This is a genomic window from Streptomyces sp. Edi4, assembly GCF_040253615.1.
Lineage (GTDB): Bacteria > Actinomycetota > Actinomycetes > Streptomycetales > Streptomycetaceae > Streptomyces.
In genome coordinates, this window is sequence record NZ_JBEJGY010000004.1 from 7,677,554 (window position 1) to 7,689,884 (window position 12,331).

Consider the following 12,331-nt stretch of genomic DNA (forward strand, 5'->3'; position numbering starts at 1 on the left):
GACGTTGCTCGACGCGTGCGGCCCTAGATGACGCCCTGGGCCAGCATCGCGTCGGCGACCCGCTCGAAGCCGGCGATGTTGGCGCCGGTGACGTAGTCGCCGGGTGCGCCGTAGCGCTCGGCGGTTTCGTGCGTGACCGTGTGGATGGACCGCATGATGCCGGCGAGTTCGTCCTCGACCCGCTCGCGGCTCCAGGCGACCCGGCCCGCGTTCTGAGCCATCTCCAGGGCGCTGACGGCTACACCGCCCGCGTTGGCGGCCTTGCCGGGGCCGAAGGCGACGCCCGCCTCCTGGAAGAGGTGCACCGCGTCGGGCGTGGTGGGCATGTTCGCGCCCTCGGACACCGCCTTCACGCCGCTCGCGATGAGCGCACGCGCGTCTTCGGCGCCCAACTCGTTCTGAGTGGCCGACGGGAAAGCCACGTCCGCCGGCACCTCCCAGACCCGGCCGTCACCCACGAAGCGCGCCGACGGGCCCCGCCGCGCGGCGTACTCGCTGATGCGGCCCCGCTCCACCTCCTTGATCTGCTTGAGCAGAGCGAGATCGATGCCCTTGTCGTCGACCACATAGCCGGAGGAGTCCGAAGCCGTCAGCGGGTTGGCGCCGAGCTGCTGAAGCTTTTCGATCGTGTACAGGGCCACGTTGCCGGAGCCCGAGACGACCGCGCTGAGCCCGTCGAGGGACATGCCGCGCACCTTCAGCATCTCGGCGGCGAACAGCACGGAGCCGTACCCGGTGGCCTCGGGGCGGATCGCGGAGCCGCCCCAGCCCTGGCCCTTGCCGGTCAGGACGCCGGCCTCCCAGCGGTTGGTGATGCGGCGGTACTGGCCGAACAGGTAGCCGATCTCGCGGCCGCCCACCCCGATGTCACCGGCCGGCACGTCGGTGTGTTCACCGATGTGGCGGGACAGCTCGGTCATGAACGACTGGCAGAAACGCATGACCTCGGCGTCGGACCTGCCGCGCGGGTCGAAGTCGCTGCCGCCCTTGCCGCCCCCGATGCCGAGCCCGGTCAGCGCGTTCTTGAAAATCTGCTCGAAGCCCAGGAACTTCACCACGCCGATGTCCACCGACGGGTGGAAGCGCAGACCGCCCTTGTACGGGCCGAGCGCGCTGTTGAACTCCACCCGGTATCCGCGGTTGACGTGCACGCGGCCACGGTCGTCGGTCCACGGCACCCGGAAAATGATCTGCCGCTCCGGCTCCAGCAGCCGCTCGACGAGCCCGCTCCCGGCGTACTCGGGACGGGCGGAGATGACGGGACCCAGGGTGTCCAGGACCTCTCGCACGGCCTGGTGGAACTCGGGCTGGCCCGGGTTGCGGCGCTCGATGTCCGTCCGCAGTGCGTCCAGCCTGTCCTTGGGGTCGGTCACGATCGGTTTCCTTTCCGACGTCGGTTCCAGGGGCGTGCGGGCCCAGATCACAGTGCCACAGCTCGGCCCGAGCGGTCTCGCGGGTCCATCCATTGGAAGGTTCGGCAGGCTTGAAAGGCCCGCGCGGCTTCATCGACCGGGGGGCGACAGGACCTGAAGTCCCGCCGGGCGGGCCGCCGGGCCGGAGGAGATCACCCGGGCCCGTGAGCACGGCCTCTCCGGCCCCCATGGCCCATCCCGTTCACGTCAGCTTCCGCACCACCCGGGCCGGGTTGCCGACCGCGAGCACGCCCGGCGGCAGGTCTCCGGTGACGACGGCGCCCGCGCCCACCACCGTGTCCGCGCCGATGCTCACCCCGGGGCAGACGATCACCCCGCCGCCCAGCCACACATTGTCCCCGACGGTCACAGGCAGGGCCCTCTCCCAGCCGGCCCGTCTTCGCCCGGCGTCCAACTCGTGGGCAGGCGTGAGGAGTTGAACGTTCGGGCCGATCTGGACATCGGCCCCGACGGTGATGGTCCCGGTGTCGAGGAACACCGCGCCGAAGTTCACGAACGTACCCGCGCCGACGTTGATGTTGTAGCCGAAGTCACACCGGAACGGCGGTCGGACCCGTACGGACGCGTCCACCGAACCGAGCAGTTCCGCGAGGATCGCGTGCTGCTCGGCGGCCGATGCCGTGGCGGCCGCGTCGTACGCGGCGCACAACCGGGTGCGGCGCGCGGAGTCGGCGAGGAGTTCGGGGTCGTCCGGCAGATACCACTCGCCGGCCAGCATCAGGCGTTTGTTCTCACCCACGGGTGTCCTCCCGGCTAGGTTGCCCAAAACCGTACGCCAGTCGCCGCCGGAGGCGCAGAGCTGCGCAGGTGAACGATTGCCCGGGCCGGGGCGACTCGGCACAGGGACCGGGGGACCGGGCGGGTGTTTCCCACCCGGAGGGGCGCAACCTCGGCCGGGCTCCGGCGTTGAAGGGGGCGGGGGCCGATTTCGGGAAGGAACGCTGTTGCGTCGCTCTGGCACTCCCCCTTGTCCTGTGCACAGCCGCCGACGGGCCACGAGTAAGGGAAGAACGAACTGGCGGCGCTTCACCCTCGCGGGGGCCGGCGCGCTGGCGCTGGCCGCCGGCACCGTCATGACGACGACCGCGGCCGCGATCCCCGTCTCCTTCGCGGTCGCCAGAAGCCCCTTCTCGGTCACGTCCCAGCACATCGAGGCGGAAGGCGCGGTGCAGTTCGCCTCGTTCCGGCAGGACGGTTCCGGCGGGCGTCACGCGGTTGCCGTGGTGGGAATCCGCGAGGCCAAACTGTACGGACTGTGCCAGTCGGCGGTGGCCCACACCCCCTTCGGCACGGTGACGCTCCAGATCCACTCGGACGGCCAACGACCGGTGAAAGCCTCGCAGTTGGTGCTCGATCTCGATGCCCTGCGAGGGGACATGTCGTTCGGGTCGGTGGAGATGGGCCGGGACGCGTCGACGCTCGACGGCGGCGGCATCACAGGACCCGCCGGTGTCTACGGGCAGCAGGCCCGCACGCTCACCATCGAGCACATGCGGATGGAGGCGTGGTCGCTGACGGCGGGAATGTTCTCGCTGAGTGATGCCACGATGGACGTACGGGCCGGGGAACATCCGTGTTGACCGGGACGACGCCTCGCCCGCTGCCGGCCTGCGCACTGGTGGCCGCCGCGGCTGTCGAACTGGGGTACTTCCCGCTGGCGGAGGTCGGGCTGCTGCCGGTGCAGGGAACCAGCGGGGCGGTGGTGCTGTTCTTGGCGGCGGCGCTGGCCGGCTGTGCGGCGCACATGTGGGTCAGGCCGGCCCGGGCGCCGTACAGCGGCGGCGTGGCGGTCGCGCTGGGTCTGTTGTCCTATCCACTGGCCAACCTCGGAGGCTTCTTCGTCGGCATACTGCTCGCGCTGCTCGGCGGATCTCTCGCCCTGGCCTGGCAACCCGGCGCGCCCGCAACGGATGTGGGCGGGATGCCCGTTCCCTCGGGGGAGGGGGAGGGGTGAAGAACGGGGCCTTCCGTCCGGGCGTCCTGCTGCTCGCGGTCGCGGGGATGCTCGTCGTGGGCCTGCCGCTGGCCGGCGCCGAGCCCGGGCCGCCGTCCGGGCCGCCGTCCGGGCCGCCGTCCGGGCCCGGGCCCGCGCCGAGCCCCGCTCCCCGGGATACGGCGCCGGGGCCGCACGGCGTGCTGCCCGACAAGGAGTGCCGCCCCGCGTCACTGCCTCACCAGGAGCCGGCTCCCGGCGAACGAGCGCGAGCGGCCACGGCGGTCCGCGCGTGCTGGTCGGTGTCCGGCCCGGCCGTCCGGCCCGGCGCCGGCGGGGTCGAACTGCGGGCGCGGACGCTGACGGTGACGGGGCTGTACTGTCCGCCCGTCGCGGGCACCTGCCGAGCGGCGACCATCGACTTGCGCCGTCCTCGTATCCTCTACGGCGCTACAACGGCCGCGGCGTCGTGTGTGGTCGCCGAGCGGCTCACGCTGACGGGCTCCGTCGAGTTCAGCGCGTCCATGGTGCGCGGCCGCGCCTTCGGCGTGCTGCCCCTGGCCGTCTCGACGCGCCTTGTCCCGCCGGTGCCGTTGCCCCTGTTGGTGCTCGACGATGTCGTCGCGAACGGTCTGTCGGTGCGGGCAGAGCATGTCGAGGGCACGGCGATGACCATCGGCCCGGACCGTGTCTGCTCGGACGCGCGGTGAGGTGTCATAGCGGTACGTCGAACTCGACACCTGGCTACGGGTACTCGTTCGCGATCGACGAGCCGGACGGAACGCGGCTGTTGCCCGCCCCGGGCATGACACAACACGGACGTGGGAACGACGCACAGTAATACCTGGACCCCGGTCGCCCTCGCGGCCGGGGTCCGAGCACATCACAGGGTCAAGCGGTCCGGAACTGCCACTTGCTGGCGACGCGGTCGTTCTTCTCGCACCACGCCGTCGAACCGCGGCGGTCTCCCTGCCACACCCATGCCCCCTGATGCGCGCTGCCGTGCCGGCACGTGATGGTGGCGCGGTAACTCGCCGGCCCCCGGCCATCGCACCAGCCGGAGAACCTGGTGGTGTTCTTCTCCCACACGACGCACTTCGGTGACGCTTGCGCCTGAGCGGCCGTTGCCACCGTGACCGCGCCTGATCCGAGCAGTACGGCAGACGTTGCCAACGCGGCGATCCTGAGCTTCAGCACACCAATCTCCCTGTCTCATCGCGAGCGGTTCCTTCACCACCCGACGTTAGAGACCGAACCGGGCCGCCCGAATCGTGCCGCTGAATGACCCCTGAATCCACTCACCGCGTCAGTGGGTAAACCCTGGCGGTATCCACTGTCCGCGGTCATAGGGCCCATGTACGCCGGTACGGCACGGAGCAACGAGCGAGGCGTACCGGCATCCTGGTAACGCCGGTCACGTGGTCGAACCGTTGTTGCCCGTGCGCTCCCCGGACAGCGTTGTACCATGTCGTCCAATGGACGACAGAAGGCATGTCGTCCACTTGATGACTGGCCTAGGGGGGTGCCCGTGACATCAGCAGTGCGATCGGCCGCGAGCACCGACGACCACGCCCCGGTGTCCTTCCCCGCCGGGGACGCGGTGCACGGCGCTACCCGCCATCGGGCCGCCGAACCCACCGGCGCCGCCGGCCCGCGCCGCCTCGCCGGGCCGATCGCCACGCGCCACCCCCGCGCATCCGAAGCGAGCGCAGCCATCCCCGCGCGCAGCCCCCGGCGCCGCGAACGGCGCCGAGCCCCTTGCCCCTGCGGCCGACGGGCGCCCCACCTCGTCGTGGACGCGGAGGCGTTCCCGGCCTGCCCACAACCATCCATGCCGAGGCGGGCCATGTGGTGCCGTCCCGGCCCCAGTTCTGTCCGTTCATGACCTTCCCACAGAAAGGGCCCCCCATGGGCAGCAGTGTCGAGACGCTGGAATTCCAGGCCGAGACCCGCCAGTTGCTCCGACTGGTGATCCACTCGATCTACTCGAACAAGGACATCTTCCTGCGCGAGCTGATCTCGAACGCCTCCGACGCCCTGGACAAACTGCGGCTGGAATCGCTGACCGACTCCGCCCTCGCTGGGGTCGACACCTCCGACCCGCACATCTCGCTGGAGGTCGACAAGGACGCCCGTACCCTGACCGTCCGCGACAACGGGATCGGCATGAGCCGGGACGATCTCGTCGAGCTGATCGGCACGATCGCCAAGTCCGGCACCGCCGGTCTGCTGGAGAAGATCAAAGAGTCGAAGGACGCCGCCACGGCCGAGAACCTGATCGGGCAGTTCGGCGTCGGCTTCTACTCGGCGTTCATGGTCGCCGACAAGGTCACCCTGCGCACGCGGCGAGCCGGCACCGGCTCCGGCACGCAGTGGGAGTCCGACGGAGAGGGCACCTACGACATCCAGGCCGTCGACGGCCTGCCGGTGGGCACGTCGGTGACCTTGCATCTCAAGCCCGCCGACAGCGAGGACGGGCTCGCCGACTACCTGTCCGAGTCGAAGATCCGTCAGATCGTCAAGCAGTACTCGGACTTCATCCGCTGGCCGATCCGCATGGCCACCGAGCGCACCGACACCGAAGGTGAGACCACCCGCGAGGTCGACACACTCAACTCGATGAAGGCGCTGTGGGCCCGGCCGCGCAGCGAGGTCACCGAGGAGGAGTACAACGAGTTCTACCAGCAGATCAGCCACGACTGGCTGGCCCCGGCCGAGACCATCCACATGCGCGCCGAAGGCACCTTCGAGTACGAGGCGCTGCTGTTCATCCCCTCGCAGGCACCGTTCGACCTGTTCTCCCGCGAGACCAAGCGCGGCGTGCAGCTGTACGTCAAGCGGGTGTTCATCATGGACGACTGCGAAGCGCTCATGCCCAACTACCTGCGCTTCGTCAAGGGCGTGGTGGACGCGCACGACCTGTCGCTGAACGTCTCCCGCGAGATCCTTCAGCACGACCGCCAGATCCGCGGCGTGCGCCGGCGTCTGGTCAAGAAGGTCCTCGGCGCCATCAAGGACATGCAGACCAAGGACACCGAGCGTTATGTGAAGCTGTGGGCGGAGTTCGGCCGGGTGCTGAAGGAAGGCCTGATCGAGGAGACGGACAACACCGACGCCCTGCTGGAGCTGGTGTCCGCCGCGTCCACGCACGACCCGGAGAAGACCACCACACTGCGCGAGTACGTCGGGCGCATGAAGGACGGTCAGGACACCATCTACTACCTGACCGGCGAGAACCGCGCGATGGTGGAGAACTCACCGCACATGGAGGCGTTCACCGCCAAGGGGTACGAGGTCCTGATCCTCACCGACCCCGTCGACGAGGTGTGGGTGGACCGGGTCACGGCCTTCGACGGCCACCGCCTCCAGTCCATCGCCAAGGGACAGGTCGACCTGGAGGAGTCCGGCGACGGCGACCATGAAGCCGACACGCAGAAGAATCAGCGCGAACAGGACTTCGCCGCTCTGCTGCCGTGGCTGACCACCACCCTGTCCGAACACGTCAAGGAGGTCCGGCTGTCCTCACGCCTGACCACGTCGGCGGCGTGCGTCGTCGGCGACACCCACGATGTGACACCGACCCTGGAGAAGATGTACCGGGCGATGGGGCAGCAACTCCCCACCGTCAAGCGCATCCTGGAGCTCAACCCCACCCACCCGCTCGTCACCGCCCTGCGCACAGCACACGACACCAACGCCGACGACCCCGCGCTCGCGGAGACCGCCGAACTGATCTACGGCAGCGCGCTCCTCGCCGAAGGCGGTGACCTGCCCGACCCCTCCCGCTTCACCCGGCTGCTCACCGAGCGCCTGGCCCGCACTCTGTAACCCTGACTCTGTAACCGTGGGCGCGGCCGGAACCGCCACAGCGCGCCCGGCCGCACCCATCTCAGTACGACGGACAACACCCATCTCAATGCGACGGACAGTACGACGGGCACGCGTGACGTGCCCGTCGTGAGGGCGTGGCCGCAGGGCGCGCGGTGTGGAGTCCGGCGCACCACCGGAGCGCGCGCCCCTGTGCTTCCGCACCCGCGCGGTCGGCGAGAAATGGCCTGCTGACGGGCTCGAAGGCGACTGAATACTGGACGACGTTCCCGTGGGACCCGGTCGGCGGCGCGACCGCTCGGCCGTGGCCCGTCCCGCGTCCATGTCGGTCCTCGTCGTCCCAAGTCCTTGAGGGCCGGAACGGACCGCCGACGAAGAGGAGTTGCCCCCATGCGTCGTATCCACTCGTTCGCCGTCGCCTCCGTGGCCCTGGTCGCCGCGCTCGGTGTCGTGCCCACCGCGACGGCGGCCCCCTCGGCCCCCGCACGTGCCGCGGCCTACAACTGCTCGCCCGGCTACTTCTGCATCTACAGCGGCTGGAACGGCAACGGCACCCGCTGCCAGTGGTCACAGTCCAAACTGGCCAACACCGCGGACAACTGCTCCTTCATCCAGAAGGGCAAGAACGTGCTCTCCGTGCGGAACAGGACGGGCCACCGCGTCCAGTACTACACGCAGACGAACTACCACGCGCGCGTCGGCTCCACCCCGTCCGGTGGGCGCGGCAACCTGCAAGGCAGTTACCAGATCCGCTCGTTCAAGCCCCAGTAACGCCGTACCGCCGACCGGCGCCACGTGCCCCCGTGGGGTGACGCGGATGGTCCTGGTCGAGCTCCACTCCGGCAACCGGGCGCAGGGGTCGTCACCGACGGTCCGCGTCAACTACCGCCTGTGCGAAGGCGGCTGGCGCCTCCTGCGGCAGGTTGTGGCCGATGTTCGCGAGGGTCCGGCGCTCGTAGGGCCCGGTGAAGTGATGTCGGTATGCCGAGCCGTCACCGGGGGCGGTGAAGGGGTCGAGGGCGGCATCAGGCGTGAGGGTGGGAACACCCGGGACGCGGTGCCGCCGGCCTGGAGCGACTTCAGCCCCACCACGGGTGGGCAGGGACGACCGAGGTCACCATCACGGGCGCGGGCTTCCCGAAGAACACCGCCGTTCATTTCACGGACAAGTCGTCGAAGTCGGTCACCTGGGTCTTGGACACGCAGCCGAACCGTTCCTGGCCGTCGCCGACGAGACAAGCCCGGCCAGCACGCGGCGGATCGGCTCGAAGCCGTTGGGATCAATGGTCGGCGGCATCGGCGACCGCGCCGGCCTGCCAACCGGGAGGCGTACAGGTAACGCCGCATGGGGCAATCGGTGTGCCGGATACCCAATGATGCGGACGCGCTGACACCCAGAGGAAACCGCCTGGTCGCGCGACCGGCCCTCATCCGCACCGTCGCACGACTACCGCGGGGCTGCGGCGGCGCGCACCTCGGCGAGCGCTTGCCGGGCCAGCGGGCCGAAGCCCTCGCTATTGGCGGTGTCGAGCCACTGGTCGTAGGCGATCTCCCAGACGAGCTTGCCCAGTTCGGCGGTCACGCGTGCCGGCCGGCCAGGGACTCCGCGGCGGGCAAGAGCCTCGATCATCGAGGCGGTGAGGTCGGTCCTCTTCAGGGCTTCGCGTTCACGCAGTTCCGTATGGGCGTTCAGCACGGCCTGGCGCCGGGCGCTGAATTCGCGGCGGTCGGCGGTGAAGAACGTCCGGCCGAGCGCGTCGAGTGCGTACGCCACCGCGTCGAGCGGCCCGGCGGACGGTGGCGCGGCGGAGATCCCCTCGACGAGCAGACCGGCCACCGTCCCCCCGCCGAAGAGCACTTCGCGCTTGTCCTTGAAGTACCGGAAGAACGTGCTCTTCGTGAGCCCCGCGCGCTCCGCGATCTCGATCACGGTCGTGCTCTCGTAGCCGTGCGCCTCGAAGAGTTCGAGTGCGGCGGCGGCGAGTCGTTCTGGTGCGTCGGGTTGCCAGCGAGCCATGGGCATAGTCTACGGGACTTCGTCCCATCACTCGTGTACGGTCGATGAGACCAAGTCCCATCACTTACCGGGAGATCGCTGATGAGCAGAGCTGTCCGTTATGAGAGGTTCGGCAGTCCCGAAGTCCTCGAAGTGCAGGAGATACCCGAGCCGCACGCCGCGCCGGACGAGGTGCGCGTCCGGGTCACGGCCGCCGGACTCAACCCGATGGACTGGCAGATCGCCGCAAAGCCCGACATGGCGGCGCGGTTCGGTATCACCCTGCCCGCCGGGTTCGGCAGCGACTTCGCCGGAGTGGTGGACGAGGTGGGCGCAGATGCCACCGGTTTCGCGATCGGCGACCGGGTGTTCGGGGCCGCGATCGGCCGGTCCGTCGCCGACTTCGTGCTGGTCAAGACGCCTACCGCAACGCTGTGGCCGACTCCGGAAGGCGTCGGTGACGCGGTGGCGAGCACGCTCCCGGTGTCCGGCCTGACAGCTGCCGCCGCGCTCGCGGCGATCGGTCTCCGCAGCGGGGACACCGTCCTGATCGGTGGGGCCGCCGGTGGCGTCGGGATCTTCGCCGTGCAGTTGGCGAAGCTCGCGGGCGCCCGGGTGCTCGGCACCGCGTCCGAGGGCACGTTCGGATTCCTGCGCGGGCTCGGGGCCATACCCGTGGCGTACGGCCCCGGCCTGGCGGATCGGGTGCGGACCCTGGCCCCCGAAGGGATCACCGCAGCCACCGACCTGTTCGGAAGGGAGGCGGCCGAGACGGCGCTGAAACTCGGCGTGGTGCCCGAACGGATCTCCGTCGTCGCCGACGGCCCCGCCCCGCCGCCCGGCGTGCGCATGGCGGGCGCCCTCGACGCGGCTCCGGGCACCCTGAAGGGGATCGCCGACGCGGTCCACTCCGGCGAGATCACCGTGCCGATCGCGGCGACCTTCACGGTGGAGCGGATTCGCGAAGCGGTGATGACGCAGGCTGAGAGGCATGTTCACGGCAAAATCGTGGTCACGCTGTAACCGGTCACGCTGTAACGGATAACGGATAACGGATAACGGATAACGGTACACGTGGGTGGTCACCTGCCCGGTGACTCGATGACCACGTGGACTCGCGCCCGGCGCGACGCCTCCCTTGCCCGCCAGCAGCTGAGGCTACTGCCGTTTGCCGCAAATCACCCTATCCGCACCCTAGTTGGGCGTGAGCAGCGCGCTGGATCAGTGCCGAGCCTTCCTGGTGCGCGCACAGGATGCCGGCTTCGGTAGGGGTGAAGCCACCGGGTAGCAGCTCCAGGTAGCAGCTCCAGGCTGTTCGTGGGCGTTGTGCCGCTGCGGGTGGCGGGGCAGGCAGGAGCGGAGCCACCGCTGGGGGACAACGACGCAAGCCGCTCCCGCCCGCCTGTATACCGGCGTCATGAGCGAACCTCTGGCGCCTGGGGCCGGGCCTTCGGGCCGCGCAGGCCGTCGCATCGGGTACCGCGTTCACATCACGCCGTCTTCCGGCAGCGCGCTCCAGGCTGGGTGCGGCGGTGTCGGCGCCGTCTCCTGCCTAGTGAGCCACTGCGCGCGCGACGGTCAAGTGCGCCTGCGGAAGGGCGTGTTGACGCCACCCGCTCCCTCGACTTCTTGAAGCTCCGTACCCGTGCCGACCATGCTCCGGCCGCATGAGAGCGCTCTCAGGCGGAGAGCGCGCAACGGGAACGAGGTGTCACCGTATGAAACTCGGGAGATGGAGCGGAGCCCTGGCCGCCGCAGTGGTGGGTGTCGCGTTCGGTGCCGGTACGGCCCATGCCTCCATACCCATCGGGCAGGCGATGTCCGGTAAGGCCACGTACTACAACGACAAGGGTTACGGCGCCTGCGGTACGCAGATCGACGCGTCGAGTCAGGATCTGGTCGCCGTCTCGCCGGCTTGGTGGACCACCGCGAACCCGAACAACGACCCTTTGTGCAAGGGTATTTCGGTGCAGGTCACCTATCACGGCAAGACCATCACAGTGCCCGTACGGGACAAGTGCCTGTCGTGCGAGCGGACGCACATCGACCTCAGCCAGACCGCGTTCCGTAAATTCGCGGCGCTGGACGTCGGTGTCATCAATGGGATCACTTGGAAGTTCGTGAAGTAGCGCGGGGCGGCGCGATTCGCGGCGGCTTGTCCGCCGTGTGCGCCAGTTCTGACGGTGTCGATCGAAGGTGCCTGGTGAGGGGGGCCAGGCACCGCCACGGCCTCCGTGCACCGGGAGGCGCCGTCGCGGTCACTCCCCGGCCGATCGCGGGCCGATCGCGCACCGGCAGGGCACATTCCGGCACGGAACATCCTGGCCCGCGTCGCCCGCGCCCGCGCCCGCTCCTCGCCTCGCCTCGCGTCAAAGGCCTGGTCTCGCGCGCCGGTCGCCCGCCGCTCCCGGGCGCCCTCGTGTCAACTCAGCGGGTCCGGGGGCGCCGCCGGCACCCCGTCTACCTGCCACCTGGCCCTCGGAACCGGCCGCGCCGCCGTCACTCCCGCATCCCGGTTCGATGGATCAGGCCGCTCAGGATGAGAGCGAGGCCCGCCTCGAACGCCGACTCGTGGTCGAGCGCCGGCACATCGTCGGGTAGAGCCGCGCCCCCGGGGCCGGTGTCCGCCTGCTCCTCCAGGACGCTGCCGACCGTGAAGCGCCCGGCCGCCAGCATCGCCATCTGCGCGTCCCGTTCGGGGACGCCGGACGCGACAAGAAAGTTCACTTTGTGGCGGATCCGCTCGAAGTCGGCGGTGGGGGTGGTGCCGGCGTGGAGCCGTGCGCCGTCCCGGCGCATCAGCAGGGTGCGCCGGAAACCGCGCGTGTTGTCCGCGAACCACTCGCGCCAGTCGTCTTTGGGCGTCGGGAGGGGCGTGGCCGCGTGGGGTTCCATCGCGGCGGCCGCCATGGCGGCGAGGAGGTCCTTCTTGGTGCGGAAGTACCAGTAGAGCGACGGCTGTTCCACCTTCAGTCTTCTCGCCAGTCGCCTCGTGCTCACGGCGTCCAGGCCCACCTCGTCGAGCAGGCCGAGCGCTTCGGCGACGACGGCCTCGCGGTTCATCTTGGTCACGTTGACAATCTATCGCCGATAGATGAAGGTGAAAAGGAATCTTTCACTGATAGATTTTGGGGAGCGGAC

At 69.7% G+C, this 12,331-nt stretch carries 13 protein-coding genes and 1 pseudogene; 8 read left to right on the plus strand and 6 right to left on the minus strand.

All coding sequences use genetic code 11. The features are described from left to right. Nucleotides 1-23: 23 nt before the first annotated feature. Both gdhA and ABR738_RS36360 read right to left on the minus strand, forming a co-directional pair. The gene (gdhA, locus tag ABR738_RS36355) at nt 24-1,373 is read right to left on the minus strand and encodes an NADP-specific glutamate dehydrogenase (protein ID WP_350234265.1); all 1,350 of its coding nucleotides are present in this window, start codon (nt 1,371-1,373) and stop codon (nt 24-26) included. Nucleotides 1,374-1,614: 241 nt separating this feature from the next. Then, on the minus strand, nt 1,615-2,172 hold the full coding sequence (locus ABR738_RS36360; RefSeq protein ID WP_350234266.1) for a sugar O-acetyltransferase: 558 nt from the start codon (nt 2,170-2,172) through the stop codon (nt 1,615-1,617). A 334-nt stretch (nt 2,173-2,506) separates the two neighbouring features. Here ABR738_RS36360 and ABR738_RS36365 point away from each other — a divergent pair, with 334 nt between their 5' ends. The 3 genes from ABR738_RS36365 to ABR738_RS36375 are packed head-to-tail and all read left to right on the plus strand — an operon-like array spanning nt 2,507 to nt 4,076. Further along, on the plus strand, nt 2,507-3,013 hold the full coding sequence (locus ABR738_RS36365) for a DUF6230 family protein (RefSeq protein WP_350234267.1): 507 nt from the start codon (nt 2,507-2,509) through the stop codon (nt 3,011-3,013). After that, nucleotides 3,007-3,387 carry a DUF6114 domain-containing protein gene (locus ABR738_RS36370; RefSeq protein ID WP_350234268.1) on the plus strand — a complete coding sequence of 127 codons (381 nt, stop codon included), beginning with the start codon at nt 3,007-3,009 and terminating at the stop codon, nt 3,385-3,387. Before ABR738_RS36365 ends, ABR738_RS36370 begins: the two co-directional genes overlap by 7 nt. Beyond that, the gene (locus ABR738_RS36375) at nt 3,384-4,076 is read left to right on the plus strand and encodes a hypothetical protein (RefSeq protein ID WP_350234269.1); all 693 of its coding nucleotides are present in this window, start codon (nt 3,384-3,386) and stop codon (nt 4,074-4,076) included. The genes ABR738_RS36370 and ABR738_RS36375 overlap by 4 nt, the downstream gene beginning before the upstream one ends. 181 nt (nt 4,077-4,257) lie before the next feature. Here ABR738_RS36375 and ABR738_RS36380 read toward each other — a convergent pair whose 3' ends face one another. Continuing rightward, nucleotides 4,258-4,563 carry a hypothetical protein gene (locus ABR738_RS36380; protein WP_350234270.1) on the minus strand — a complete coding sequence of 102 codons (306 nt, stop codon included), beginning with the start codon at nt 4,561-4,563 and terminating at the stop codon, nt 4,258-4,260. 711 nt (nt 4,564-5,274) lie between these two features. Here ABR738_RS36380 and htpG point away from each other — a divergent pair. Continuing rightward, complete coding sequence (gene htpG / locus ABR738_RS36385; RefSeq protein ID WP_350234271.1) at nt 5,275-7,194, plus strand: molecular chaperone HtpG; 1,920 nt, start codon at nt 5,275-5,277, stop codon at nt 7,192-7,194. Between the two features lie 390 nt (nt 7,195-7,584). Continuing rightward, on the plus strand, nt 7,585-7,965 hold the full coding sequence (locus ABR738_RS36390) for a peptidase inhibitor family I36 protein (protein WP_350234272.1): 381 nt from the start codon (nt 7,585-7,587) through the stop codon (nt 7,963-7,965). 91 nt (nt 7,966-8,056) lie between these two features. Here ABR738_RS36390 and ABR738_RS36395 read toward each other — a convergent pair. Beyond that, nucleotides 8,057-8,239: pseudogene (locus ABR738_RS36395) on the minus strand (alpha/beta hydrolase); the annotation flags it as partial. Nucleotides 8,240-8,262: 23 nt separating this feature from the next. On the opposite strand from ABR738_RS36395, the gene ABR738_RS36400 reads away from it, so the two are divergent. Further along, complete coding sequence (locus ABR738_RS36400; protein ID WP_350234887.1) at nt 8,263-8,571, plus strand: IPT/TIG domain-containing protein; 309 nt, start codon at nt 8,263-8,265, stop codon at nt 8,569-8,571. Between the two features lie 70 nt (nt 8,572-8,641). Here the strand turns inward: ABR738_RS36400 and ABR738_RS36405 are convergent, their stop codons facing one another. Beyond that, nucleotides 8,642-9,211, minus strand: coding sequence for a TetR/AcrR family transcriptional regulator (locus ABR738_RS36405; RefSeq protein ID WP_350234273.1), 570 nt, complete (start codon nt 9,209-9,211; stop codon nt 8,642-8,644). A gap of 81 nt (nt 9,212-9,292) precedes the next feature. On the opposite strand from ABR738_RS36405, the gene ABR738_RS36410 reads away from it, so the two are divergent. Further along, nucleotides 9,293-10,213: an NADP-dependent oxidoreductase gene (locus ABR738_RS36410; RefSeq protein WP_350234274.1), complete on the plus strand. Its 921-nt coding sequence runs from the start codon at nt 9,293-9,295 to the stop codon at nt 10,211-10,213. Between the two features lie 695 nt (nt 10,214-10,908). Then, entirely contained in the window at nt 10,909-11,319 is a 411-nt protein-coding gene (locus tag ABR738_RS36415; protein ID WP_350234275.1) for a cysteine/serine endopeptidase inhibitor, read from the plus strand. Between the two features lie 370 nt (nt 11,320-11,689). On the opposite strand, the gene ABR738_RS36420 is transcribed toward ABR738_RS36415, so the two are convergent. Then, nucleotides 11,690-12,253 carry a TetR/AcrR family transcriptional regulator C-terminal domain-containing protein gene (locus ABR738_RS36420; RefSeq protein WP_350234888.1) on the minus strand — a complete coding sequence of 188 codons (564 nt, stop codon included), beginning with the start codon at nt 12,251-12,253 and terminating at the stop codon, nt 11,690-11,692. Nucleotides 12,254-12,331: the final 78 nt, after the last annotated feature.